Origin of the sequence: Cellulophaga sp. 20_2_10 (assembly GCF_023476645.1) — a bacterium.
Taxonomy (GTDB): Bacteria; Bacteroidota; Bacteroidia; order Flavobacteriales; family Flavobacteriaceae; genus Cellulophaga.
Window position 1 is genome coordinate 233,798 of sequence record NZ_JAMCOJ010000001.1, and the last position, 23,093, is coordinate 256,890.

Annotated in this window: 24 protein-coding genes; 4 read left to right on the top strand and 20 right to left on the bottom strand. The window is 32.6% G+C overall.

What is annotated here, in order from left to right; translation table 11 throughout:
• Positions 1-9 precede the first annotated feature (9 nt).
• Entirely contained in the window at positions 10-804 is a 795-nt protein-coding gene (gene truA, locus M4I21_RS01015) for a tRNA pseudouridine(38-40) synthase TruA (protein WP_249557089.1), read from the bottom strand.
• A gap of 92 nt (positions 805-896) precedes the next feature.
• Between truA and M4I21_RS01020 the strand changes: the two genes are divergently transcribed.
• A complete protein-coding gene (locus M4I21_RS01020) occupies positions 897-1,334 on the top strand; it encodes a hypothetical protein (RefSeq protein WP_249557090.1) in 438 nt (145 codons plus the stop codon).
• Between the two features lie 187 nt (positions 1,335-1,521).
• Complete coding sequence (locus tag M4I21_RS01025; protein ID WP_249557091.1) at positions 1,522-2,007, top strand: hypothetical protein; 486 nt, start codon at positions 1,522-1,524, stop codon at positions 2,005-2,007.
• A gap of 75 nt (positions 2,008-2,082) precedes the next feature.
• Here M4I21_RS01025 and M4I21_RS01030 read toward each other — a convergent pair whose 3' ends face one another.
• The gene (locus tag M4I21_RS01030; protein ID WP_249557092.1) at positions 2,083-2,964 is read right to left on the bottom strand and encodes an anti-sigma factor; all 882 of its coding nucleotides are present in this window, start codon (positions 2,962-2,964) and stop codon (positions 2,083-2,085) included.
• 219 nt (positions 2,965-3,183) lie between these two features.
• Between M4I21_RS01030 and M4I21_RS01035 the strand changes: the two genes are divergently transcribed.
• Both M4I21_RS01035 and M4I21_RS01040 read left to right on the top strand, forming a co-directional pair.
• On the top strand, positions 3,184-3,876 hold the full coding sequence (locus M4I21_RS01035) for a response regulator transcription factor (RefSeq protein ID WP_249557093.1): 693 nt from the start codon (positions 3,184-3,186) through the stop codon (positions 3,874-3,876).
• A 2-nt stretch (positions 3,877-3,878) separates the two neighbouring features.
• Positions 3,879-5,366: a sensor histidine kinase gene (locus M4I21_RS01040; RefSeq protein WP_249557094.1), complete on the top strand. Its 1,488-nt coding sequence runs from the start codon at positions 3,879-3,881 to the stop codon at positions 5,364-5,366.
• On the opposite strand, the gene hisIE is transcribed toward M4I21_RS01040, so the two are convergent.
• The 18 genes from hisIE to lpxD all read right to left on the bottom strand — a co-directional run bounded on the left by hisIE (position 5,363) and on the right by lpxD (position 22,880).
• On the bottom strand, positions 5,363-5,959 hold the full coding sequence (hisIE, locus tag M4I21_RS01045) for a bifunctional phosphoribosyl-AMP cyclohydrolase/phosphoribosyl-ATP diphosphatase HisIE (protein WP_249557095.1): 597 nt from the start codon (positions 5,957-5,959) through the stop codon (positions 5,363-5,365). The two genes, M4I21_RS01040 and hisIE, sit on opposite strands and share 4 nt — an antisense overlap.
• A gap of 22 nt (positions 5,960-5,981) precedes the next feature.
• Entirely contained in the window at positions 5,982-6,737 is a 756-nt protein-coding gene (gene hisF / locus M4I21_RS01050; RefSeq protein WP_249557096.1) for an imidazole glycerol phosphate synthase subunit HisF, read from the bottom strand.
• 72 nt (positions 6,738-6,809) lie between these two features.
• Positions 6,810-7,538, bottom strand: coding sequence for a 1-(5-phosphoribosyl)-5-[(5-phosphoribosylamino)methylideneamino]imidazole-4-carboxamide isomerase (gene hisA, locus M4I21_RS01055; RefSeq protein ID WP_249557097.1), 729 nt, complete (start codon positions 7,536-7,538; stop codon positions 6,810-6,812).
• Positions 7,539-7,602: 64 nt separating this feature from the next.
• Complete coding sequence (hisH, locus tag M4I21_RS01060) at positions 7,603-8,184, bottom strand: imidazole glycerol phosphate synthase subunit HisH (RefSeq protein ID WP_249557098.1); 582 nt, start codon at positions 8,182-8,184, stop codon at positions 7,603-7,605.
• Between the two features lie 25 nt (positions 8,185-8,209).
• A complete protein-coding gene (gene hisB, locus M4I21_RS01065) occupies positions 8,210-9,343 on the bottom strand; it encodes a bifunctional histidinol-phosphatase/imidazoleglycerol-phosphate dehydratase HisB (protein ID WP_249557099.1) in 1,134 nt (377 codons plus the stop codon).
• A 44-nt stretch (positions 9,344-9,387) separates the two neighbouring features.
• Positions 9,388-10,437: a histidinol-phosphate transaminase gene (hisC, locus tag M4I21_RS01070; RefSeq protein WP_249557100.1), complete on the bottom strand. Its 1,050-nt coding sequence runs from the start codon at positions 10,435-10,437 to the stop codon at positions 9,388-9,390.
• A complete protein-coding gene (hisD, locus tag M4I21_RS01075) occupies positions 10,437-11,720 on the bottom strand; it encodes a histidinol dehydrogenase (protein WP_249557101.1) in 1,284 nt (427 codons plus the stop codon). The genes hisC and hisD overlap by 1 nt, the downstream gene beginning before the upstream one ends.
• Entirely contained in the window at positions 11,720-12,577 is an 858-nt protein-coding gene (gene hisG / locus M4I21_RS01080; RefSeq protein ID WP_249557102.1) for an ATP phosphoribosyltransferase, read from the bottom strand. Before hisG ends, hisD begins: the two co-directional genes overlap by 1 nt.
• A gap of 255 nt (positions 12,578-12,832) precedes the next feature.
• Entirely contained in the window at positions 12,833-13,645 is an 813-nt protein-coding gene (locus tag M4I21_RS01085) for a prohibitin family protein (RefSeq protein WP_249557103.1), read from the bottom strand.
• A gap of 8 nt (positions 13,646-13,653) precedes the next feature.
• Positions 13,654-15,690: a vWA domain-containing protein gene (locus tag M4I21_RS01090; RefSeq protein ID WP_249557104.1), complete on the bottom strand. Its 2,037-nt coding sequence runs from the start codon at positions 15,688-15,690 to the stop codon at positions 13,654-13,656.
• Positions 15,691-15,736: 46 nt separating this feature from the next.
• Entirely contained in the window at positions 15,737-16,483 is a 747-nt protein-coding gene (gene fabG / locus M4I21_RS01095) for a 3-oxoacyl-[acyl-carrier-protein] reductase (protein ID WP_249557105.1), read from the bottom strand.
• 134 nt (positions 16,484-16,617) lie between these two features.
• Positions 16,618-17,070, bottom strand: a complete 453-nt coding sequence (locus M4I21_RS01100) for a DUF1569 domain-containing protein (protein WP_249557106.1) — start codon at positions 17,068-17,070, stop codon at positions 16,618-16,620.
• A 106-nt stretch (positions 17,071-17,176) separates the two neighbouring features.
• A complete protein-coding gene (gene sucD / locus M4I21_RS01105) occupies positions 17,177-18,049 on the bottom strand; it encodes a succinate--CoA ligase subunit alpha (protein ID WP_249557107.1) in 873 nt (290 codons plus the stop codon).
• Between the two features lie 70 nt (positions 18,050-18,119).
• On the bottom strand, positions 18,120-19,055 hold the full coding sequence (locus M4I21_RS01110; RefSeq protein WP_249557108.1) for a UDP-3-O-(3-hydroxymyristoyl)glucosamine N-acyltransferase: 936 nt from the start codon (positions 19,053-19,055) through the stop codon (positions 18,120-18,122).
• 44 nt (positions 19,056-19,099) lie between these two features.
• Positions 19,100-19,666 (bottom strand): elongation factor P, encoded by a 567-nt coding sequence (gene efp, locus M4I21_RS01115; protein WP_249557109.1) that lies wholly within the window; start codon positions 19,664-19,666, stop codon positions 19,100-19,102.
• Positions 19,667-19,674: 8 nt separating this feature from the next.
• Positions 19,675-20,460 (bottom strand): acyl-ACP--UDP-N-acetylglucosamine O-acyltransferase, encoded by a 786-nt coding sequence (gene lpxA, locus M4I21_RS01120; RefSeq protein WP_249557110.1) that lies wholly within the window; start codon positions 20,458-20,460, stop codon positions 19,675-19,677.
• 4 nt (positions 20,461-20,464) lie between these two features.
• Positions 20,465-21,865: a bifunctional UDP-3-O-[3-hydroxymyristoyl] N-acetylglucosamine deacetylase/3-hydroxyacyl-ACP dehydratase gene (locus tag M4I21_RS01125; protein WP_249557111.1), complete on the bottom strand. Its 1,401-nt coding sequence runs from the start codon at positions 21,863-21,865 to the stop codon at positions 20,465-20,467.
• The gene (gene lpxD, locus M4I21_RS01130) at positions 21,855-22,880 is read right to left on the bottom strand and encodes a UDP-3-O-(3-hydroxymyristoyl)glucosamine N-acyltransferase (protein WP_249557112.1); all 1,026 of its coding nucleotides are present in this window, start codon (positions 22,878-22,880) and stop codon (positions 21,855-21,857) included. The genes M4I21_RS01125 and lpxD overlap by 11 nt, the downstream gene beginning before the upstream one ends.
• Positions 22,881-23,093: the final 213 nt, after the last annotated feature.

Below are 23,093 nucleotides of genomic sequence, written 5' to 3' on the forward strand. Positions count from 1 at the left end.
CTTAATAGACTAAACACCATCATTAAAATCTAAACTATGTAACATTAAACCAGATCCTGGAGCTACGTAGGAAAATTTTATAGCACTATCTATTTTAAGAGCATTTTCTATTTCTGTAATAGCTATTTCTCCCTTACCAAGCTGAATTAAAGCACCCATTAGCATACGTACTTGGTAGCGCATAAAACCTTCTCCTTTTATATGAAAAGCATATGAGTTCTCGGGGAAGAAATTAGCTGTAAGTATTGTATTCTCTTTTATTTCGGACGAATTTATTGTTCTAATAAACTTACCGTTTTCTTTAGGCTTGGCCGTAAAGCTTTTAAAATTATGCGTGCCAACAAATAACTTTGCTGCAGTTTTCATAAGTTCTAAATCTAGTTCTTCTTGCACGTTTGCCATAAATGGCGCAGTATACGGATGATTTTTTTCGCCATAAGAAAACAAATACACGTACTCTTTTTCTTTGCTATGTTGAATTATATTAAACTTTTCTTTTACATGCTTTACAGCTGTTATTCTAATATCTGAAGGCAAGTTTTTATTAAAATCTTTTTTAAAAAACACCAAATCATCTAAAGGTTCACCGTCTAAAAAAAGCTCAAAAGCCGCATCTAAAGCAGATACTTTAGCATCTGTGCGTCCGGCTCCTAATATTTTACATTGTCTTTCTGGTAGTATAAATTTTAGTGTTTTGGTTAACATCCCTTCTATCGTCTTGTATCCGGGTTGTTTTTGCCATCCACTAAATCTGTAGCCTAGAAATTGCAGTCTAATTAAGTAATATTGTTTTTGTTTCTTCACATTGGCAAAAATATACAAATAAACAAAAACAGACTACAACTTATTTTTTTTGTATTTTACCAATCCAATTTAACAAATTAAAGCCAAGCAAAATGACAGATCTAACATCAAAAAAAATACCTACTTGGTTCTTGCTTATAGCTGTTCTTGCTTTGGTTTGGAATTGTATGGGAGTTATGGCATTTTTAGCTGAATCTTTTATGTCTGACGAGGTATTTGCTAATTATTCTCCAGAAATACAAAAACTTTACAACAAGAGACCTTCTTGGGTTACTGGTGCCTATGCTATAGCTGTTTTTGGAGGTGTATTGGCTAGCATGTTATTGCTAATACGTAAAAAAGCAGCCAAAACAGTTTTTTTAATTTCATTGGCAGGAATTTTAGCCAATGATGTTTATACTTTTTTTATGAGTAAAACTTTAAAAGTATTAGGAACTAACGCTATTATTTTTCCTTTAATTGTACTTATAATAGCTGTTTTACTTGTACTTTTCTCTAATTATGCTACAAAAAGAGAGTGGTTATCGTAAAAAAACACTGTTTTTTGGTTATTTGGTTTACCTATTATCGGATCAAAAATGCATTTTATCTATGCTAATACACTTACCCTTATATTCTTGTTTTTTGGCGATTATATTCACATAATTTTAACACTACTCCTATTTTTGTATAAACTTTAAGCATAGAGCCCCCTAGCTTTTATACTCTATATACGATATGAAAATTACGTCTTTAAAAATTTCTTGGAAAGCATCTATTGTTATTTCTGTTGTTTTATTAGTACTAGTTATGTTTTCTAACTTTTACGGTTTACTAACAGATAAATTTCATTTTGATAGACCTAGCAGTTATTTCTTTATTTTATTAGCAACAGTACACATTGTGTATTTATATGCTTTTTGGTTTAAACTTACAGAAAATGAGTATCCAGACAAGGAAATGAGAAACTTAGAATACGGTTTTTATGCTGTAGTAGCTTTTTATGCTTATAAATTAGTAGATATTACTAGTATTGTTTTTGGATACAGTACTTATGATAATTTAATACTATCAGGTCACTTTTTAGTTGTTGGTATTGCAATAATTTTAGGCTATTTATTTTTATGCTTAATTACCTTATATGTGTTTTCTATTCGTAAAGCTAAAATTGGTAATTACACCACAGATTGCTATGTAGAAGAAGATTTAGATACATGGCCATAAACAATACAAAATCAAATTAAACATAACAAAAAGAGCCTCTAGAAATCTAGAGGCTCTTTTTGTGACCAAAACAAATTATCTTTTAACCCAACCTGTTGGAAAAGAATCGCTGTTTAAACTTAATGCGTGTGTTGTTGGTGCAGTTTCTTGACCAGATACACCCACTAATGGTTTTAACAAAAATGGATTAGGACTGTTATCCGGAGAAGGTTCAATAGATATAACTACTGTTCTACCTCTAACATCTAAAGGAAAAGTAAATCCTGTTGGTGCATTTTCAAAGAAATCTTCACCTGGAATTGGAGGTCCTGGATTAGCTCCACTAAAAGGATTTCCAGAATCTTCCATTTGTGCCGTAGGATCAGAGAATGTACCTGTAGTTATTGGTCCTTCTGTACCTACTACCCATCCTTCATACACCCATCCATCAGGTAAAACTGGCAATTCTAAACCTGTCGCTGGTGGTGCACCAGGTACTCCAAACCAAATACCAAATTGGTCATTACCATTATTCATTCCATCTGCTTCATCAGTTGGTGTTCTTAAAAAGAATTCCCCGCTTGCGCTAGAAAAATCGCCTACTAAGTCAGTAATACTAACAGTTGCCGTTTCTGCTGCAAATGCACCAGATAATAATTTAGTTGTTGCAGGCGCAGGATCATTATCTACTGCTGGTTCTATAGATAATACGTAAGCTGTTGCTTGGTTTAAGATATCTGTATCTACTGCAAAAGTGGTTTTAGATGGTGTACCGCTAGCGTCTACCGTAAAAACACCTGTGGAAACTGGAGCACCATTTACAATTATCCATCCTTCATATACAAAGTCAGATCCAAGGTCTTCTAAACCATCTATACCCATTGTTAAATTGGTTGTTTGCGGTTCGCTAGTGTCGTCATCACTATCACAACTAACTACAAGAGCTGTTGCCATAAATAATAAAAGTAATTTTTTCATAATATTAGAGTTTTAGATTATAAGGCAAATTAAGTGTATGTTTTTGACGATAAAATCACAGAAAAGTAAACTTTACAGCAAATATTGTAAGGAATTTGTGATAACTTCTACCTTTAAATAGAAATAACGCAGCTTAAAGCTTAATTTCATTGACCTTAATAAACTTTTATTGTTTGTGATAGCTTTGTGATATTATATTAACTTCTTTGTAAACATATTATGAAACAGATTTTAATTATTGAAGACGATCCAGAAATTATACAATTACTGGAGATCCACTTAACAGATATGGTGTATACTACAACTAAAGCTATGGACGGGGAAACTGGTCTTAATTTAGCGTTAGAAAACAATTATGACCTTATTTTACTTGATCTTACTTTACCAGTTATGGACGGTATAGAAGTTTGTAAAAAATTACGAGCCAAAAAAAACACACCTATTATAATGCTTACTGCTAAGTCTGAAGAAATAGATCGTGTATTAGGTTTAGAAATTGGTGCAGACGATTATTTAACAAAACCCTTTAGCATTCGTGAGCTATTAGCTAGAATTAAAGCTGTGCTACGCAGATCTGATGCCCCTGAGCCTGAGAAAAATAATTCTACCACTTTAAATTTTGAAGGTCTTTTTATAGATATTGATAAACGCAAAGTATTACACAATAAACAAAAGATAGATTTATCTCCAAAAGAGTTTGAGCTATTGGTTTTAATGGCCTCTAATCCAGGAAGAAACTATTCTAGAACAGAATTACTTAATATTATTTGGGGCTATAATTTTGAAGGATATGAGCATACTGTAAATTCTCATATAAATAGATTACGTGCCAAAATAGAGTCTAATATGGCACAGCCAATGTATATCCTTACTACTTGGGGAGTTGGCTATAAATTTAATGAAGAAATTTAATTATGGGAGCATCAAAAAAAGTCTTAGGAACCAAGCTTATTAAAAAATTATGGATTGCCTTTATATTAATTATTTTGTTAATGGGTGCCTGTTACATTCTAATAACAGGATATTTTACCAATAAATACAATGAAGCTACGATACAAAAGGTAAATGCAAAAGTAGCAAACCACCTTATTGAAGAAAAGTTCCAAAATGCATCACCTTTCTTAGAAGATGGTAGTGTTAACAAGCCTCTTTTTGGAGATTTAATGCATGACATGATGGCCGTTAACCGTAGTATTGAAGTGTATTTACTAGATAATGAAGGTTCTGTACTCTATTCTGTAGTATTAAAACACGATGCCAACGAGCCTATTAAACACGTATCTCTAGCTCCCATAAAAGAATTTATAAAAGCAGATGGCCAAAACTATATTTTAGGTGATGACCCTAGAAATACGCAAGAGCAAAAGATATTCTCTGCCGCTCCTTATAAAAGCGGAGATAAAGAAGGATACATTTATATAATTCTTGCAGGACAAGAGTTTCAGGCTATTAGTAGTGGTTTATTATCTCAATATTTTGCTAAGCTAGGTATAGGTGCTACCCTACTAACTATGGTTTTTGCAGCATTACTTGGATTATTAAGTATCTGGTTTTTAACTAAGAACTTACGTGTAATGATTAGCACCGTGAACAAGTTTCAAGAAGGTGACAGATCTGCAAGAATTCAAAATCCAGATAATTCTGATATAGAAATTTTAGCCAACTCTTTTAATGATATGGCAGATACTATTGTTAGTAATATAGATAAAATACAATCCGTAGATACCTTACGTAGAGAACTAATAGCCAATGTATCTCACGATCTAAGAACACCCTTGGCCATCTTAAAAGGATACGTAGAGACACTTCAAATAAAGAAAGACACACTAACAGAAGCTCAAAAAGAAGAGTATTTACAGATTACACATAATAATATAGATCGTTTATCAAATTTAATAAACCAATTATTTGAATATTCTAAACTAGAATCTGAGCAAGTAGTACCTGTAAAAGAGCCATTTTCTATTACAGAACTATCTTATGATTTAATTGAAAAATTTAAAGTAATAGCAGAGAAAAAACAAATTACTTTAGAGATGGATGTTTCCAATGAAAACAGCTTTGTTTATGCAGACGTTAGTATGGTAGAGCGTGCTTTGCAAAACTTAATAGAGAATGCTATTAAGTATACAGAACCAAACGGTAAAGTGACATTAGCTATAAAAAAACAAGCTAAAAAAGTAGAGATTAATATTACAGATACTGGTGCTGGTATTCCTATAAACGAGCAGCCCTATATTTTTGATAGATACAAGCAACTAGATAAATCCGAAAAGAAAAGAGGTGCTGGCTTAGGTTTAGCTATAGTGAAGAAAATAATGGAATTACATGATACCACTATAACTGTACTTAGCAAACCTAAAGAAGGCAGCACCTTTACTTTTACATTACCTGTGCACTAATTTCTTGTTTTTAGTACCGCAACAATATCGTTTAATTTATACCCTTTAGCTTGTAAAAGAATTAAGTAATGAAATAATAAATCAGCGCTTTCTTCTTTGAACAAGTGATCATTACTATCCATTGCTTCAATTACTACTTCAACTGCTTCTTCCCCAACTTTCTGGGCAACTTTGTTAATTCCGTCTCTGTATAGAGATGCAACATAGCTGTCCTTATTTTCTGGGTTGTCTTTGCGATCTGTAATTATATCTTCTAACTTAGATAAAAATCCGTAACTAGCTGTATTGTCTTCTTTCCAACACGTATCTGTACCTGTATGGCAGGTTGGCCCAACCGGGTTTACGGTAATTAATAAAGAATCATTATCACAATCAACCTTTATATCAACTAAATTTAAAAAGTTACCACTTTCCTCTCCTTTAGTCCATAAACGGTTTTTGCTTCTGCTGTAAAACGTAACTTTTTTAGTTTCGTTCGTTTTATCAACAGCATCTTGGTTCATATACCCTAGCATTAACACATTTTTAGTTGTTGCATCTTGTATAATTGCAGGTATTAAACCGTCTGTACTCTTTGTAAAATCTATTGTCATTTTCTTCGTTTTACTATTGATATTATAATCTAACAGGTATTCCGTTCGTTTTTAATTCTTCTTTTAAATCTTTAATTTCAATTTCTTTAAAGTGAAAAACACTTGCTGCCAATGCCGCATCGGCTTTACCTTCTTTAAAAGTATCTGTAAAATGTTGCATAGTACCTGCACCACCAGAAGCTATAATTGGAATATTTAATTCGGTTGATAATCTAGCTAAAGCCTCATTAGCAAAACCGTCCTTTGTACCATCATTATCCATAGACGTAAACAAAATTTCTCCTGCTCCTCTTTCTTCTACTTCTTTTGCCCAATCAAACAAATTAAGTTCCGTTGGTACTTTACCACCAACCAAGTGTACAACCCAATTGCCATCTATGTTTTTAGCATCTATGGCTACAACAACACATTGCGATCCAAATTTGGCTGCTAAATCGTTTATTAGTTGCGGATTTTTAACTGCTGATGAATTAATAGAAACCTTATCTGCACCGTTTTGCAGCAATATATCTACATCTTCAACAGAAGATATTCCACCACCAACAGTAAACGGTATATTTACTTTTTCTGCAACGCGTAATACTAGGTCTGCTAATGTTTTTCTACGTTCTTCTGTTGCTGATATATCTAAAAAAACAAGTTCGTCTGCTCCTGTTCTTGCATATATTTCGGCTAATTCTACTGGATCACCAGCATCACGTAAATCCACAAAATTTATACCTTTTACAGTCCTTCCGTTTTTAATATCTAAACAGGGTATTATTCTTTTTGTTAACATAATCTTTATTGATCATAGAAAAAAGAGAACAGAATATAGATGTCTATTTTCTATACTCGCTATTCTAAGTTCTTATTTATTTAATATAAAATTTTCTAACTGTTTCATAGAAATTCTATTTTCATAAATAGCTTTCCCTATTATGGTTCCTTCACAACCGATTTCTGCTAGTTTTGGTAATTCATCATAAGTTGAAATTCCGCCACTTGCTATTAGTTTTAATCCTTTATCAGAAGATGCTAATATTTTTGAATACAAATCAAAAGAAGGACCTTCTAACATACCATCTTTACTAATATCTGTACAAATAACATAGCTAACACCTTGCTTTTGGTATTCTTGTATAAATGGCACTAATTCTTCTTTAGACTCTTCTAACCACCCAGAAACAGCTACTTTTTCATCCAAAGCATCTGCACCTAATATAATTTTATCAGCTCCAAATTTCTGAAGCCAAGAAGCAAATACATCTCTATCTTTAACAGCAATACTACCACCAGTAATTTGGTTAGCTCCACTCTCAAAGGCTATACGTAAGTCACTATCTGACTTTAATCCGCCTCCAAAATCTATTTTTAAGCCTGTTTTAGACGCTATTTGCTCTAAAACCTTATGATTTACTATGTGTTTAGATTTTGCACCGTCTAAGTCTACCAAATGTAAATATTCTATACCGTGAGCTTCAAATTCTTTAGCAACTTCTAAAGGGTTCTCGTTATATATTTTTTTAGTGTTGTAATCTCCTTTAGACAGGCGTACACATTTGCCGTCTATAATATCTATTGCTGGTATTATTCTCATTTTTGTTTTTTTGTAAAAAAGTATAATGTCCTAAGTAAAAAGTCTTAAGATTTTAAATACTAATTTATAACTTTAAAAAATTCCTCAAAATCTGCTCTCCTACTTCACTACTTTTTTCTGGGTGAAATTGGGTTCCGTAAAAATTATTTTTTTGCAATGCTGCGCTATAATCTACATCATAATTAGATGTTGCAATGGTTTCATTAGAAATTGGTGCATAAAAACTATGTACCATATAAATATGGGAATTCTCTTTTATACCATTAAAGAGGTCTGTTTTTAAGTTTGATATCTCATTCCATCCAATTTGTGGCACTTTTACCTTGTTTGAAAACTTTACAACATCAACATTAAAAATTCCTAACCCAGTTGTGTTTCCCTCTTCAGATGCGTTACACATTAATTGCATACCCAAACAAATACCCAAAACAGGTTGTTTTAAAGTAGGTATTAATGCATCTAAACCACTAGCACGCAACTTACTCATTGCACTACTGGCCTCACCTACACCAGGGAAAATTACTTTATCAGCAGCTAGAATTTCAGTTACATTATCTGTTAAAACAGCCTCAAAACCGAGCCGTTTTATAGCAAACTTAATGCTCTGTATATTTCCTGCTCCGTAATTTATAATTACTATTTTCATTTTAAAGTTTAAGTATTATTGCTATTTACAGCATTCCCTTTGTACTAGGTAAAACCATTTTTTCTACATCTCTCTTTACAGCCATCTTAATTGCTTTTGCAAAAGCTTTAAAAATAGCTTCAATTTTATGATGCTCGTTTACACCTTCTGCTTTTACATTTAAATTTGCTTTTGCACCATCTGAAAATGATTTAAAAAAGTGTAAAAACATTTCAGTAGGCATATCTCCTACCATTTCGCGTTTAAAATCAGCATCCCAAACCAACCAATTTCGACCACCAAAATCTATAGCCACTTGTGCTAAACAGTCATCCATTGGCAAACAAAATCCGTAACGTTCTATTCCTAGTTTTGTTCCTAAAGCTTTCGCAAACACCTCTCCCAAAGCAATAGCTGTATCTTCTATGGTGTGGTGCTCATCTACTTCTAAATCGCCATTTACTTTTATTTCTAAGTCCATTTGACCGTGACGCGCCAATTGGTCTAACATATGATCAAAGAATGACAATCCTGTTTTTATATCACTTTTTCCAGTACCATCTAAATTTACATTAATGTAAATATCAGTTTCATTGGTTTTACGGGTAACTTCAGAAACTCTGTCTTTTAGTTTTAAAAACTCGTATATTTTTTCCCAATCGTTACTTTCTAAAGCAATAATATCGTCTAAATCTCCTCTTTTTACTGTAATTTCTCCAGTACCAAGATTGGTTTCGTCATTAATAAAAATACCCTTAGAACCTAAGTTTTTAGCTAGCTCTATATCTGTTAAACGATCTCCAATAACAAATGAGTTTGCTAAATCATACTCAGCCGAAAAATAGTCCGTTAACAAACCAGTTCCTGGTTTACGCGTATTGGCATTTTCGTGCGGAAAAGTTCTATCTAAAAAAACCTTATCAAAAACAACACCTTCATTTTCAAAAGATTTTAGAATAAAGTTTTGTACTGGCCAAAATGTATCTTCCGGAAAAACATCTGTACCCAAACCATCTTGATTGGTAATCATGACCAATTCATAGTCTAATTCCTTAGCTATTTTACCCAAGAATGTAAATGCTTTTGGATAAAAAATCATTTTTTCAAATGCATCTATTTGCTCGTCTACAGTCTCTTTAATTATGGTTCCGTCTCTATCTATAAATAATACTTTTTTCATCTTCTATAGTTCGTTATAATTCAATTTTTTAAAAAGAATTACGGTTAGTTATTAATTTGGTTTAGCGCATTTATTAGTTGCTTATTTTCCTTTGGCGTACCTACTGTAAAGCGCAACGTATTTTCACATAAAGGTTGCGTTGTTCTGTTCCGTATTACAATTCCTTTTTGTAAAAGTTGATTGTATCTTTTTGTAGCATCATCAACTTTTGCCAGAATAAAATTAGCGTCAGAAGCATATACTTTCTCAACAAAACTAACTTCAAGTAATACTTTAGATAAAGTATCTTTTTCAGCCATTATATCAGATACTTCTTTTTTTACGGAAGCTATATCTAAAACGCGCTCTTTTGCTCTTTGCTGCGTTAATTCGTTTACGTTATATGGTGGTTTAATTTTATTTAAAACTGATATAATTTCTTCTGATGCAACACAAATTCCCAATCGTACACCTGCCAAACCATAAGCTTTAGACAATGTTTGTGTCACTATTAAATTAGGGTAATTAGCTAGTTGAGACACCCAACTTTGTTGTGATGAAAAATCAATATAAGCTTCATCTACAACCACCAAACCATTAAATTTATCTAACAACTGATGCATTTTTTCTGCAGCAAAACTATTACCAGTAGGATTGTTTGGTGAGCATAAAAATAAGATCTTACTTTTCTCATTTGCAGTAGCTAATATAGCACCTACATTAGGCTCAAAATCTGCTGTAAGCAATACCTCTTTATTCTCTACATTATTAATCCCCGATAATACCTTGTACATACCGTAAGTTGGTGGTAAGGTTATAATATTATCTTCCTTTGGCTCACAAAAAGCTCTGTAAATTAAATCTAAAACTTCATCACTACCATTACCCAAAAGCAAATTTTCTGGAGCTACGCCTTTTTGGCCAGCTAAAATAGATTTTAAACTACGTTGTTGCGGATCTGGATACCTATTTACACCATTAGAAAACGGGTTCTCATTAGCATCTAAAAATACCATTTCTGTACCATCAGAAACATACTCATCTCTAGCAGAGGAATACGGACTAAGTCCTTTTACATTCTCCCTAGTTAAATTATCTAAGTTAAAATTCTTCATTATTTTAAACTCTTTAAACGTAATGTAACCGCATTTTTGTGTGCCTGTAAACCTTCGGCCTCTGCCATTAGTTCTATGGCATTACCAATGCCTTGTATGCCTTCTTTAGATATTTTTTGAAACGTAATACTTTTAGTAAAACTGTCTAAGTTTACACCACTATATTGCTTAGCATAACCGTTTGTTGGTAAGGTGTGGTTGGTTCCAGATGCATAATCACCAGCACTTTCTGGTGTATAATTACCAATAAAAACCGAACCAGCATTTTCAACTGTGCTTAAAACATAATCTTCATTTTCTACACAAACAATAAAGTGCTCGGGAGCATACTCATTAATTAATTGCATTGCAGTTTCTAACGTTTCTATGTAAATAAGTTTACTATTCGCTATTGCCTGTGTTGCTATTTCTACCCGAGGTAAAACTGCTAGCTGTTTTTCTACCTCCATTTCTACTGCAGAAATCATTTTTTTAGAGGTTGAAACTAATATAACCTGACTATCTGTTCCGTGTTCTGCCTGACTTAATAAATCTGACGCTACAAATGCTGCATTTGCAGTATCATCTGCTAAAACCAAAAGTTCACTTGGACCTGCTGGCATATCTATTGCAACACCGTATTTAGTTGCTATTTGTTTGGCAACCGTTACATATTGGTTTCCTGGACCAAATATTTTATATACTTGTGGTATAGTTTCGGTACCAAAAGTCATAGCAGCAATGGCCTGTATACCGCCAACTTTGTATATTTTGGTAACACCACATAAATTTGCAGTATATAAAATAGCAGGATTAATTTTACCTTCTTTATTTGGTGGAGAACACAATACAATTTCTTTACAACCCGCTATGTTTGCTGGTGTTGCCAACATTAAAATGGTAGAAAATAATGGTGCTGTACCGCCAGGAATGTATAAACCAACTTTTTGAATGGGTCTTTTTTCTTGCCAACAGTCTACTCCGTTAGCAGTTTGTACACTTACCTTTTCTGTTTTTTGAGCGCTATGAAAAGTTTCAATATTACTCTTAGCTAACTGTATGGCCTTTTTTAGCTCTTCTGACACTAATTTATTCGCATCAGCTAACTCTTCATTGCTAACAATAGTAGAATCTAAAGAAACGCCATCAAACTTAGTTGTGTATTTTTTTATAGCACTATCACCATCTTGTTGTACTTCGGTAAAAACAGAAACTACAGTATCTTCTATGTCTGCAACCGTTTGTGTTGGTCTTTCTAAAACTTGTTTCCAATCTGCAAGAGCTGGATTATCAATTTTATTCATTACAATACCATTTTTTCAATTGGACAAACCAAAATACCTTCTGCGCCTTCTTTCTTTAATTCCTGAATTACTTCCCAGAATTTATCTTTGTTTATTACAGTGTGTACAGAACTCCAGCCTTCTTCTGCCAATGGTAATACAGTAGGACTGCGCATTCCAGGCAATAAGGATATGATGGTATCTAATTTTTCATTAGGTGCGTTTAAAAGTACATATTTGGATTGTCTAGCTCTTAAAACAGATTCAATTCTAAACTCTAACTGACCCAATATTTCTTTACGTTCTTCTGATATTTTAGGAGAAACAGCTAAAACAGCCTCACTAGTTAACATTACCTCCACCTCTTTAAGGTTGTTCTTAAACAAAGTACTACCACTAGAAACAATATCGCAAATACCATCTGCCAAACCAATGTTTGGTGCAATTTCTACAGAACCATTAATAATATGTAAATCTGCAGTAACACCTTTAGTTGCTAAATAGTTTTTTACGGTATTTGGGTATGATGTTGCTATACGTTTTCCTTGAAAATCTTGAACAGATGTATATTTAAACGATTTTGGAACAGCCAATGAAACTTTACATTTAGAGAAACCTAATCGCTCTGAAAACGTTAGATCTTCTCCTTTTTCAATTAAAACATTTTCTCCAATAATAGCAATATCTACAACACCATCTCTTAAATACTGAGGAATATCTCCGTTTCTTAAATAAAAAACTTCCATTGGAAAATTTCTTGAAGATGCTTTTAATTGGTCTTTACCGTTGTCTATAGATATACCACAATCTTTTAAAAGTGCTATGGAATCTTCGTTTAAACGTCCGCTTTTCTGAATTGCAATTCTAATTTTAGTCATTCTTTTTTTTAGTATGTGTTCAAGAAATCAAAATGGATTAAAAACAAAAAACCCGTTTGATTTCTCAAACGGGTTAGATTTATGTTTAAACACTGCAAAACACTTCTAGCTCGCTTGATAGCAAGGTGTAAAGTGATGGTGATGTGTGTTATTGTTTCTCATTATGGTGTAAAAGTAAAACTTATTTCTATTATATAAAAGAGAATTTATATTTTTAGTTCACTATTAATAATTTCTTAACAAACAAGCGTTAATTTATTGGTTTCCTAAAATTAATGGCAAACCAGAGTCACCACTACCAATTACTATTACTTTAGAGTTAGGAGACTCAGCCAATTTAATAGTAGCTTCTATACCTTTATCTTGCAAAATTTTATCCGTTAAAGATGCGCTAAGTATTTTGTTTGCGTCTGCTTTTCCTTGTGCTTCTATAGTTACTTTTTCAGCCTCTTTCTTAGCCGTAACTAGTCTAAACTCATATTCTAAAGACTCTTGTTCTTGCTTTAATTTACCTTCAATTGCATTTTTAATTGTAACAGGTAATTTTACATCCTCTACCAATACTCTTTTCACTGTTAAGTATTGATCCTTTAAAAGTAATGTTACTTCTTCTAAAATTTCTTGCTCAATAACATCACGCTTACTAGAATATAGTTGTTCTGGAGTGTAACGCCCTACTACGCTTCTTGCAGCAGCATTTACAGCAGGATCTAAAAGTTCTTGCTCATAATCCTCTCCTTTAGTTTTTATCAGTTTACCCAAATTGTCATATTCAGGTTCGTACCAAATTGTTCCGTTTACTTTAACTTCTAAACCATTTACAGAAAGCACATTCATTTCATCAGAAATAGACTGTTGTCTAACGATACGAATAATCATACTGTTCCAAGGAGCAATGATATGTAGCCCTTCACTATAAGTTTTATCTGTAACTATACCCTCTCCAAATTGCTCAAAAAGAACACCTCCTTCACCTGGACCAATAGTCACTGAGGATTTAAATATTAAAACAATAATTAATACTGCAATAAACATCACAGGCAATGCAACCTTAGGTAATCTTTCCATAGTTATTTTTAAGTTAAACCATTATATTTTCTAAGAAACCATTCTGCGGCAAACGCCAGTAAAATAAAGCCTAATAGAAATTTAAATTCTACCAAAGATACGATATTTTCCTTGCTCTTTTGTACTGGTTTGTACTCTTCTTTAGATAATAGTTGCTGTTTTAAACCTTCTAGATTAGCTGTAAAAAACAAGGCTCCATTTGTATTTTTTGCCAAGCTGTTTAATTTCTTATAATTACTAGAAGAAAATTGCTGCTCTACATCATAATCCAATATGGTAAAAGTACCAGATTTGGAGCTGTTAATTCCCGTAACCGTTGCTATAAAATTATAATCTCCTGAGGGTAAATCACTTAAATCCGCTATATAGTTTAACTGATTTAGCAACATAGGAACTGTTTTACGTATTGTTTTTTCCTTATTCTGTATTTTTAAAGTAACCGAAGCATTGGTATCAAACTCAAAAGTTTCATCAAAAACAGAAGCTCTAATAACAGCTTCATTACTTCCTAAATAAATCTGTTTATAATCTAAAATAAATCTATTTTTAGGTTTGTTAGATGATAAATACAATACAAGTTTACCTATAAAATCGTCAAAAGTCTTAAAGTCTTTTTCGTTCCTATAAGTCTGCATTCTCCATTTCCAAATATCTTCTCCAAACAAAAATGCTTGTTTATTATTTTTACCCTCATTTACAGAAAGTAAAGGCGTCTCTATAGAAACCCCTCTTATTTTAGTTTTTAGTATAGTTTGATTTAAGCTTTTCGGAAATAATGGACTAACATTACTCCTTAATGGAGGAAAATCGTTTATAGAAAACTCTGAAACATCAAACTTAGAAAACGAGGCATTTAGCACAGGTATTAGTTCTTGTACAGGATATCCATTTTCAAAAACATACGTATTTTGCACCTTATTTAAAAAATTCCAATCGGTTTGTAGACCACTAATTATTAATGAGTTTCTATTAGATTTAGCGGCATAACCAAAAACGTTCTTAAAATTTTCTGTTGGTTGATAGAATATAAATAAATCTATATTTTGCCAATCATTATTAGTCGCTGTTGGCTTTAAAATAGTAACAGAACGTTGCTCGTTACTTTCTATAGCTTTTTTTAAAGCTCCTAAATCTGGGTGTTCTATTGCAGATATAATTGCAATGTTGGTTTTCTCGTCTATAACCTCTATAGCAACGGTTTTTGTGTTATTTACAATGTTTTTTTCATTTGGAAGTGATCCAATGGTCGTTGTAATTTTTTTAATTCCTATGGTTTTAGCATCAATATTTGTAGTTACGACTTTACTATTTTCATTTTTAGAAAAAGTTAGGTTTTCTCTATATACATTTTTCCCATTTTCAGATATGGTAAATACTTTTGCAACCGCCTTATCTCCGGAATAAGAAACATAAACCTCTAAAGGATATTTATTCTTTAAAAAGGCATAATTATTTTTATTTACCTGAGTTATTTTTAAATCTTCATAACTTGTAGTATCACCAATAACCACAGGGTATATTGTTTTTTTAGATGTAGTTCCAAAAAACTCATAATCCTGACCTAAAGTCTGGTTGCCATCAGACACTAACAGAATAGCTGTATTGTTGTTTCTGTAAATTTCTTCAATTGACTGTAAAGCTGCACCTATATTTGTGTTTTTCTCATTAAAAGAAAGAGAATCGCTTACAGCGTTTAGTTCCGTTCCAAAAGAGTAAGGAGTTACTTTAAAACGATCCTTAAGTTCCTTATCATTTGTAAAGCTTTCTACTATTTTATGAACAGAAGAAATAGACTTACTATTTTTTATAGAAGCAGAATTATCTATTAAAACTACAAGGTTTGCCTTTTCTAAATCATACGTAGTTTTGGTTATTTTTGGATTTATTAGTAATAAAAGAATACCAAAAATACCTAAAAATCGTAAAAAGGAGAGTAAAACAATAAGCTTTCCTCTCCTTTTAGTTTTATAATAATTTTGAAACAAGACTACAAGCAGCGAAAAAACTACTGCTACTAAAATCCACACTACAGTTGTAATTTGCATGTATTAATTGTCTCTATTTTTCAATATAAATTTATTTATCTAGTTCTTAAGTTAGCATTCCGCCATCTACGTTTAGTACTTGACCAGTAACGTAAGCAGACATATCTGATGCAAAGAACAAACATGCATTAGCTACATCATCCGGAGAACCACCTCTTTTCAAAGGAATACCATCTCTCCATCCTTGAACAACTTTTTCGTCTAGCTTATCTGTCATTTCAGTTTCTATAAAACCTGGTGCAATAGCATTACATCTTATGTTTCTAGAACCTAATTCTAAAGCTACAGACTTAGTAAAACCAATCATTCCGGCTTTGGATGCTGCATAATTTGTTTGTCCGGCATTACCTTTAACACCAACAACGCTACTCATATTTACAATAGAACCTTTACGTTGCTTTAAAAAAGTGCGTTGTACAGCCTTTGTCATATTAAAAACAGATTTTAGGTTAATTTCAATTACTGAATCAAAATCTTCCTCTCCCATACGCATTAGCAAGTTATCTTTAGTAATACCCGCATTGTTAATTAATACATCTATACCACCAAAATCTTCTAATACATTTGCAACTAATTCCTCTGCCTGAGAAAAACTTGCTGCATTACTTTTATATGCTTTGGCTTTTACACCTTTAGCAGTTAATTCTTTTTCTAATTCTAAAGCAGGAGCTTCACTAGAACTATATGTAAACGCTACATTTGCGCCATTGTCTGCAAATACTTTAGCTATTCCCATACCAATACCTCTACTAGCACCAGTAATAATTACGTTTTTTCCTTCTAACAATTTCATGTAATAAAATTTTGCGTTGTTGCAAGTCAAATATAGGATATGTTTTACACCTTTAAAAGGCATACCTCTATTTTTTAAGATTGATAAAACAAAAAGGTAAACCCTTTACAATTTAAAGCCTCTTAATTTTAATTCTAAACATCAAATTGTTTTAAATGATGATCTAAATGTTTAGCGAACATTGTATTCCATTCAATATCGGTTAATTTTCCAAATGAATTTGACTCTTTGCCGTTATAGTGTGCTTTTCCTAGTTTTTCTGTATTGTATAAATAAGCAAATAAGCGACTTTTTTCTTCTTCAAAATCTCTTTCTTCTGCTATTATAAACTCAGGAGCAGTTCTTCCATTTTTTGGATATGGCTTTGGCCCTACCACCGCATTTTTTACAAAAGTTTTTAGTAAAAACTTCTTAAATGCATTTGGCTTAGGGTGCTTCTCCTCATAGGTCAACTCATATGCAACATTACAATGTGCTAACATTTGGTCTACTCGCATTTTACCCCATAGTGCCTTAGTACACGGAGTTAACTTTGCTATTCTCTTTTTAGTTAGAAAAACATCTTCTTTAATAAATAAGTTTTTCATAACGAGTTGGTTGTTTGTTCTTCTAATTTACACTAAAATATAAAACAAAAAAAAGTGTCTACTAGGAAGTAGACACTTTTTTATATAATTTAATAATGGCGTACAATTAACCCATTACTTCTTTTACTTTTTTACCTATTTCAGCAGGAGAATCAACAACGTGGATACCACATTCTCTCATAATTCTCTTTTTTGCTTGAGCAGTATCATCACTACCACCAACTATAGCACCAGCGTGACCCATAGTTCTACCTGCAGGAGCAGTTTCACCAGCGATAAAACCTATAATAGGTTTTTTACTTCCTGAAGCTTTGTACCAGTTAGCAGCATCTGCTTCTAATTGACCGCCTATTTCACCAATCATAACAACACACTCTGTAGCAGGATCGTTAATTAATAACTCAACAGCTTCTTTTGTAGTTGTTCCAATAATAGGATCTCCTCCAATACCAATTGCAGTTGTAATTCCTAAGCCTTGTTTTACTACTTGATCAGCAGCTTCATACGTTAACGTACCAGATTTAGAAACAATACCTACAGTACCAGTTTTAAAAACAAAACCAGGCATAATACCTACTTTAGCTTCACCTGGAGTAATAACACCTGGACAGTTAGGGCCAATTAAACGACAATCTTTATCTTTAATATAATCAGCAGCCTTTACCATATCTGCAACAGGAATACCCTCTGTAATAGTAATAATTACTTTGATACCTGCGTTAGCAGCTTCCATAATTGCATCTGCAGCAAATGCTGGCGGAACAAATATAATAGTAGTATCTGCACCTACTTTTTCTACAGCTTCTAAAACCGTATTAAAAACTGGTCTTCCTAAATGCTCTTGACCACCTTTACCTGGTGTAACACCACCAACTACGTTGGTACCGTATTCAATCATTTGTTCAGCGTGAAAAGTACCTTCACTACCTGTAAAACCTTGTACAATTATTTTGGAATCTTTATTTACTAAAACACTCATTATATCGTTTGTTATTTTTTTCGCTTCACAAAAATATAGCTTTGTTAGCGATTATTAAAGTATTCTTTGTTTATTTATTTTTAATATTTTCTAAAATAGACGGTATTTTTTTAACATTGGCCAATTGCCTCAGTTTTTCCCTCGACTCTTCTATTGGTGTACCAAAATAACTTTTACCACCTACAATAGATTTTGTAACTCCCGTTTGCCCCATTACAACAGCTTTTTTACCAATGGTAATACCGCTGGTTGTTCCAACTTGACCCCAAAGAGTAACTTCATCTTCTATAATTACACAGCCTGCAATACCTGTTTGCGATGCTATTAAACACTTTTTGCCAATTATAGTATCGTGACCAACATGTACTTGGTTGTCTAATTTTGTGCCTTCTCCTATAGTTGTATCTCCTGTAACTCCTTTATCTATAGTACACAATGCTCCTATATCTACATTGTTTTCTATTACTACTCTACCTCCAGATAATAATTTATCAAAACCTTCAGGTCTGTTTTTATAATAAAAAGCATCGGCTCCTAAAACAGAACCCGCGTGTATAGTAACATTGTCACCTATAACACAATTGTCATAAATTGCAACATTGGAATGTATAATACAGTTTTTTCCAATTTTTACGTTGTTCCCAACAAAAGAATTTGGCTGCACTATTGTATTTTCTCCTAATTGTGCTGTTTCGGAAATTGTAGAAACAGATTTCTGAAAAGGCTTAAAATAAGTAGTTAACTTATTAAAATCCCTAAAAGGATCATCCGAAATTAATAACGCCTTTCCTTCTGGGCAATCTACCTCTTTATTAATTAAAATAATAGTGGCTTTAGATTGCAACGCCTTGTCATAATACTTTGGATGATCTACAAAAACAATATCACCTTCAGTAACTACATGTATCTCGTTCATCCCTAGAACAGAGAAACTATCTTCACCAACAAATGTACAGTCTATAATAGCCGCAATTTGTTTTAAAGTATGTGGAATAGGAAATTTCAAATCGCTATACTATCTATTTATATAAATACAAAAAAAGTTAAGAATTACTCCTTAACACGTTCCATGTAAGAACCTTTTTCTGTATCAACCTTAATTTTATCACCTTCATTAATAAAAAGAGGAACATTAACTTCTGCTCCTGTCTCTACCTTTGCTGGTTTAGTTGCATTTGTTGCTGTATTCCCTTTTACACCTGGCTCTGTGTATGTTACTTCTAAAATAACACTAGCTGGCATATCTATAGACAATGGTAAACTGTCTTCTGTATTAAACAGAATAGTTACAACTTCACCTTCTTTTAATAAACCAGGAGTATCTAAACTACTTTCTTCTAATGTAATTTGATTGTAATCGTCCGTATTCATAAAATGATACGTAGTTCCCTCTGCATATAAAAATTGATACGAACGTGTTTCTACACGAACGTCTTCAATCTTATGCCCAGAAGAAAAAGTATTATCAATTACTTTACCTGTAGTAACACTTTTTAACTTAGTTCTTACAAAAGCAGGCCCTTTACCCGGTTTAACGTGTAAAAATTCAATAATTTTAAAGATATCGTGATTGTATCTAATACACAATCCTTTTCTAATGTCTGATGTTGATGCCATACTTTTATTTAATTTGTACTAAAATAGCCTTTCATAATTCCCCTTTGAGAATCCCTGATAAACTGAAGAATTTCATCACGCTCTGGAGTTGCTTCCATTTCCGCTTCTATAATCTCTACAGCTTGACTATTGTTATAATTTTTTTGATATAATATTCTGTATATATTCTGAACTTCTCTAATTTTTTCTGCTGATATACCTCTTCTACGTAAACCAACGGAATTTATCCCCACGTAAGATAGCGGTTCTCTCGCTGCTTTTACAAAAGGAGGAACATCTTTACGTACTAAAGAGCCACCCGTTACAAACGCGTGATTACCTATAGACACAAATTGATGTACTGCTACCAAACCTGCTAACACAACATTATCCCCTACAGTTACGTGACCTGCTAAGGTAGAATTGTTAGAAAATATACAATTATCACCAACAAAACAGTCATGTGCAATATGGCAATATGCCATAATTAAGCAATTTTTACCAATTTTAGTTTTTTGTCTATCAGAAGTACCTCTGTTTATTGTAGCACATTCTCTAATCGTGGTGTTATCTCCTATTTCTACAATAGTCTCTTCACCTGCATATTTTAGATCTTGTGGCGTAGCAGAAATAATTGCTCCTGGAAAAATATTGCAATTTTTTCCAATTCTAGCACCTTCCATAATAGTTACGTTAGATCCTATCCAAGTACCTTCTCCTATTACTACATTATTGTGTATTGTTGTAAAAGGTTCTACAACAACGTTTTTTGCAATTTTAGCACCTGGGTGTATATACGCTAAAGGTTGATTCATTCTATTATTTTTTTGCTATTTGTGCCATCATTTCGGCTTCACAAACTAATTTATCATTTGCATAAGCATACGCTTGCATATGACATATTCCTCTGCGTATTGGTGTTATAAGGCTACAGTGAAATATTAACGTATCTCCTGGTAAAACCTTTTGTTTAAACTTAACTTTATCAATCTTCATAAAGAAAGTTAAGTAATTTTCTGGATCTGGAACTGTGCTTAAAACCAAAACTCCTCCTGTTTGCGCCATAGCCTCTACTTGTAAAACTCCTGGCATTACAGGAGCACCTGGGAAATGCCCAACAAAGAAAGGTTCGTTCATAGTTACATTCTTCATCCCAACAACATGAGAGTCAGAAAGTTCCAATATTCGATCTATTAATAAAAATGGTGGTCTGTGCGGAAGCATATCCATAATCTGATGAATATCCATCAATGGAGGCAAGCTTAGATCGTACTTAGGAACACTATTTCTTTTTTCTAATTTTATAATCTTAGCTAGTTTTTTTGCAAACTGTGTGTTTACAAAATGCCCTGGCTTATTCGCTATTACTTTACCACGGATTCTTGTGCCTACTAAAGACAAATCACCTATAACATCTAACAATTTATGTCTAGCAGCCTCATTAGGTTGGTGCAAAGTTAAGTTATCTAAAATTCCGTTTGGTTTAACAGATAATTTATCCTTTCCAAAAGCCTTTTCAAGCTTGGTCATTGTTTCTTCAGAAATCTCTTTATCTACATAAACGATAGCATTATTAAGATCACCTCCTTTTATAAGTCCGTGCTCTAATAACATTTCTAGTTCATGTAAAAAACTAAAAGTCCTTGCACTTGCAATTTCCTCTTTAAAGTCAGATAACTTTAATAAAGTAGCATTTTGAGTACCCAATACCTTTGTACCAAAATCTACCATTGTAGTTACTTGATAATCATCAGAAGGTATTATAGTAATTTCACTACCTGTAGCTTCATCTTTATAAGAAATAACTTCTTTTACAATATACTCTTCTCTATCTGCCTTTTGCTCTACTATGCCTGCGCTTTCTAATGCTTCTACAAAGAATTTAGAAGAACCATCCATAATAGGGAGCTCAGGAGAATTTAATTCTATTAAAATATTGTCTATTTCTAAACCAACCAATGCTGCTAAAACGTGTTCTGGAGTTTGGATTTTTACACCTCTCTTCTCTAAATTAGTACCACGTTGTGTATTCTCTACGTAATTTGCATCTGCCTCTATAACTGGTTCTCCCTCTAAATCTATACGTTTAAATGCATAGCCATGGTTTTCCGGAGCAGGTAAAAACTTCATTGTTACTTTTTCACCTGTGTGTAAACCAACACCCGTAAGTATTGCTTCTTTTGCTATAGTTCTCTGTTTTACATTGGTTTTATTTGTCATCAAACTTTTTTTCAATGTTATTTATTCCGTTTACTATTTTAGGTAAGTTTCTAAAATGAACATAAGATTTGTTAAAATCACCATAATTCATAGCTGGTGAGCCTTGTAATACTTCATTATCTTTTATATTCTTCCCGATACCAGATTGTGCTTGTATACGCACATTGTTACCTATAACAATATGGCCAACAATACCCACTTGACCGCCAATCATACAATTTTTTCCAATCTTCGCAGAACCTGCAATGCCTGTTTGTGCAGCAATAACGGTGTTTTCACCTATTTCTACATTATGTGCTATTTGTATTTGATTGTCTAGCTTAACACCTTTTCTAATTATAGTAGAACCCATTGTTGCTCTATCTATAGTGGTGCCAGCACCCACATCTACGCTATCTTCTAATATAACGTTCCCAATCTGAGGTATTTTTGTAAAAGTACCATCTGCATTTGGAGAAAAACCAAATCCGTCTGATCCTATAATAACACCTGTATGTATTACACAATTATCACCTATTATAGAGTCTGAGCATATCTTTGCTCCAGAAAAGATAGAGACATTATCGCCTATTCTAACATTATCTGAAATATAAGCGTTTGGATATATCTTAGCATTTTTACCAATAGTTACATTTTTACCGATATAAGAAAATGCACCTAAATAAATACCATCTCCATAAACTGAAGATTCATCCACATAAACAGGTTGCTCTATTCCGTTTTTATCATTTTTAACCTGATCGTAGTACGATAATAATTTAGCAAAAGATTGATAAGCATCTTCTACCCTAATTAAAGTAGTTGTATATTCTTTTTCGGGTACAAAATCATTATTAACTATTGTAATAGATGATTTTGTAGTATATAAATGTGGTGTATATTTTGGATTAGCTAAAAAGGTAAGCGAGCCTGCTTCACCTTCTTCTATTTTAGCAAGTGTATGCACAGAAATCTCAGGATCACCCTGAACTTCTCCTTCTAAAATACCTGCAATTTGACTAGCTGTAAACTTCACGTGATGTTAATTAATTTTAAAGGTATTCTATCTTTATTATAAATTGGTAACTATTTAAGGTTTTGTACAAAACCATAATTAACGGCCACAAAAGTAAGAAAAATAGTGAAATTATTATACTTTACTTGCCTTCTGTTGCAATAAAACAGAGTAAAACGCTGTGTTTTACACTATATAACGGTGTAATATTTATTAAATTACTTCTCTAAAAAA

What these genes read in the sequence shown, in the direction of transcription:
- M4I21_RS01020 (WP_249557090.1), top strand. Translation starts at nt 897, where the DNA reads ATGACAGATCTAACATCAAAAAAAATACCTACTTGGTTCTTGCTTATA.
- M4I21_RS01025 (WP_249557091.1), top strand. Translation starts at nt 1,522, where the DNA reads ATGAAAATTACGTCTTTAAAAATTTCTTGGAAAGCATCTATTGTTATT.
- M4I21_RS01030 (WP_249557092.1), bottom strand. Translation starts at nt 2,964, where the DNA reads ATGAAAAAATTACTTTTATTATTTATGGCAACAGCTCTTGTAGTTAGT.
- M4I21_RS01035 (WP_249557093.1), top strand. Translation starts at nt 3,184, where the DNA reads ATGAAACAGATTTTAATTATTGAAGACGATCCAGAAATTATACAATTA.
- M4I21_RS01040 (WP_249557094.1), top strand. Translation starts at nt 3,879, where the DNA reads ATGGGAGCATCAAAAAAAGTCTTAGGAACCAAGCTTATTAAAAAATTA.
- hisIE (WP_249557095.1), bottom strand. Translation starts at nt 5,959, where the DNA reads ATGACAATAGATTTTACAAAGAGTACAGACGGTTTAATACCTGCAATT.
- hisF (WP_249557096.1), bottom strand. Translation starts at nt 6,737, where the DNA reads ATGTTAACAAAAAGAATAATACCCTGTTTAGATATTAAAAACGGAAGG.
- hisA (WP_249557097.1), bottom strand. Translation starts at nt 7,538, where the DNA reads ATGAGAATAATACCAGCAATAGATATTATAGACGGCAAATGTGTACGC.
- hisH (WP_249557098.1), bottom strand. Translation starts at nt 8,184, where the DNA reads ATGAAAATAGTAATTATAAATTACGGAGCAGGAAATATACAGAGCATT.
- hisB (WP_249557099.1), bottom strand. Translation starts at nt 9,343, where the DNA reads ATGAAAAAAGTATTATTTATAGATAGAGACGGAACCATAATTAAAGAG.
- hisC (WP_249557100.1), bottom strand. Translation starts at nt 10,437, where the DNA reads ATGAAGAATTTTAACTTAGATAATTTAACTAGGGAGAATGTAAAAGGA.
- hisD (WP_249557101.1), bottom strand. Translation starts at nt 11,720, where the DNA reads ATGAATAAAATTGATAATCCAGCTCTTGCAGATTGGAAACAAGTTTTA.
- hisG (WP_249557102.1), bottom strand. Translation starts at nt 12,577, where the DNA reads ATGACTAAAATTAGAATTGCAATTCAGAAAAGCGGACGTTTAAACGAA.
- M4I21_RS01085 (WP_249557103.1), bottom strand. Translation starts at nt 13,645, where the DNA reads ATGGAAAGATTACCTAAGGTTGCATTGCCTGTGATGTTTATTGCAGTA.
- M4I21_RS01090 (WP_249557104.1), bottom strand. Translation starts at nt 15,690, where the DNA reads ATGCAAATTACAACTGTAGTGTGGATTTTAGTAGCAGTAGTTTTTTCG.
- fabG (WP_249557105.1), bottom strand. Translation starts at nt 16,483, where the DNA reads ATGAAATTGTTAGAAGGAAAAAACGTAATTATTACTGGTGCTAGTAGA.
- M4I21_RS01100 (WP_249557106.1), bottom strand. Translation starts at nt 17,070, where the DNA reads ATGAAAAACTTATTTATTAAAGAAGATGTTTTTCTAACTAAAAAGAGA.
- sucD (WP_249557107.1), bottom strand. Translation starts at nt 18,049, where the DNA reads ATGAGTGTTTTAGTAAATAAAGATTCCAAAATAATTGTACAAGGTTTT.
- efp (WP_249557109.1), bottom strand. Translation starts at nt 19,666, where the DNA reads ATGGCATCAACATCAGACATTAGAAAAGGATTGTGTATTAGATACAAT.
- lpxA (WP_249557110.1), bottom strand. Translation starts at nt 20,460, where the DNA reads ATGAATCAACCTTTAGCGTATATACACCCAGGTGCTAAAATTGCAAAA.
- M4I21_RS01125 (WP_249557111.1), bottom strand. Translation starts at nt 21,865, where the DNA reads ATGACAAATAAAACCAATGTAAAACAGAGAACTATAGCAAAAGAAGCA.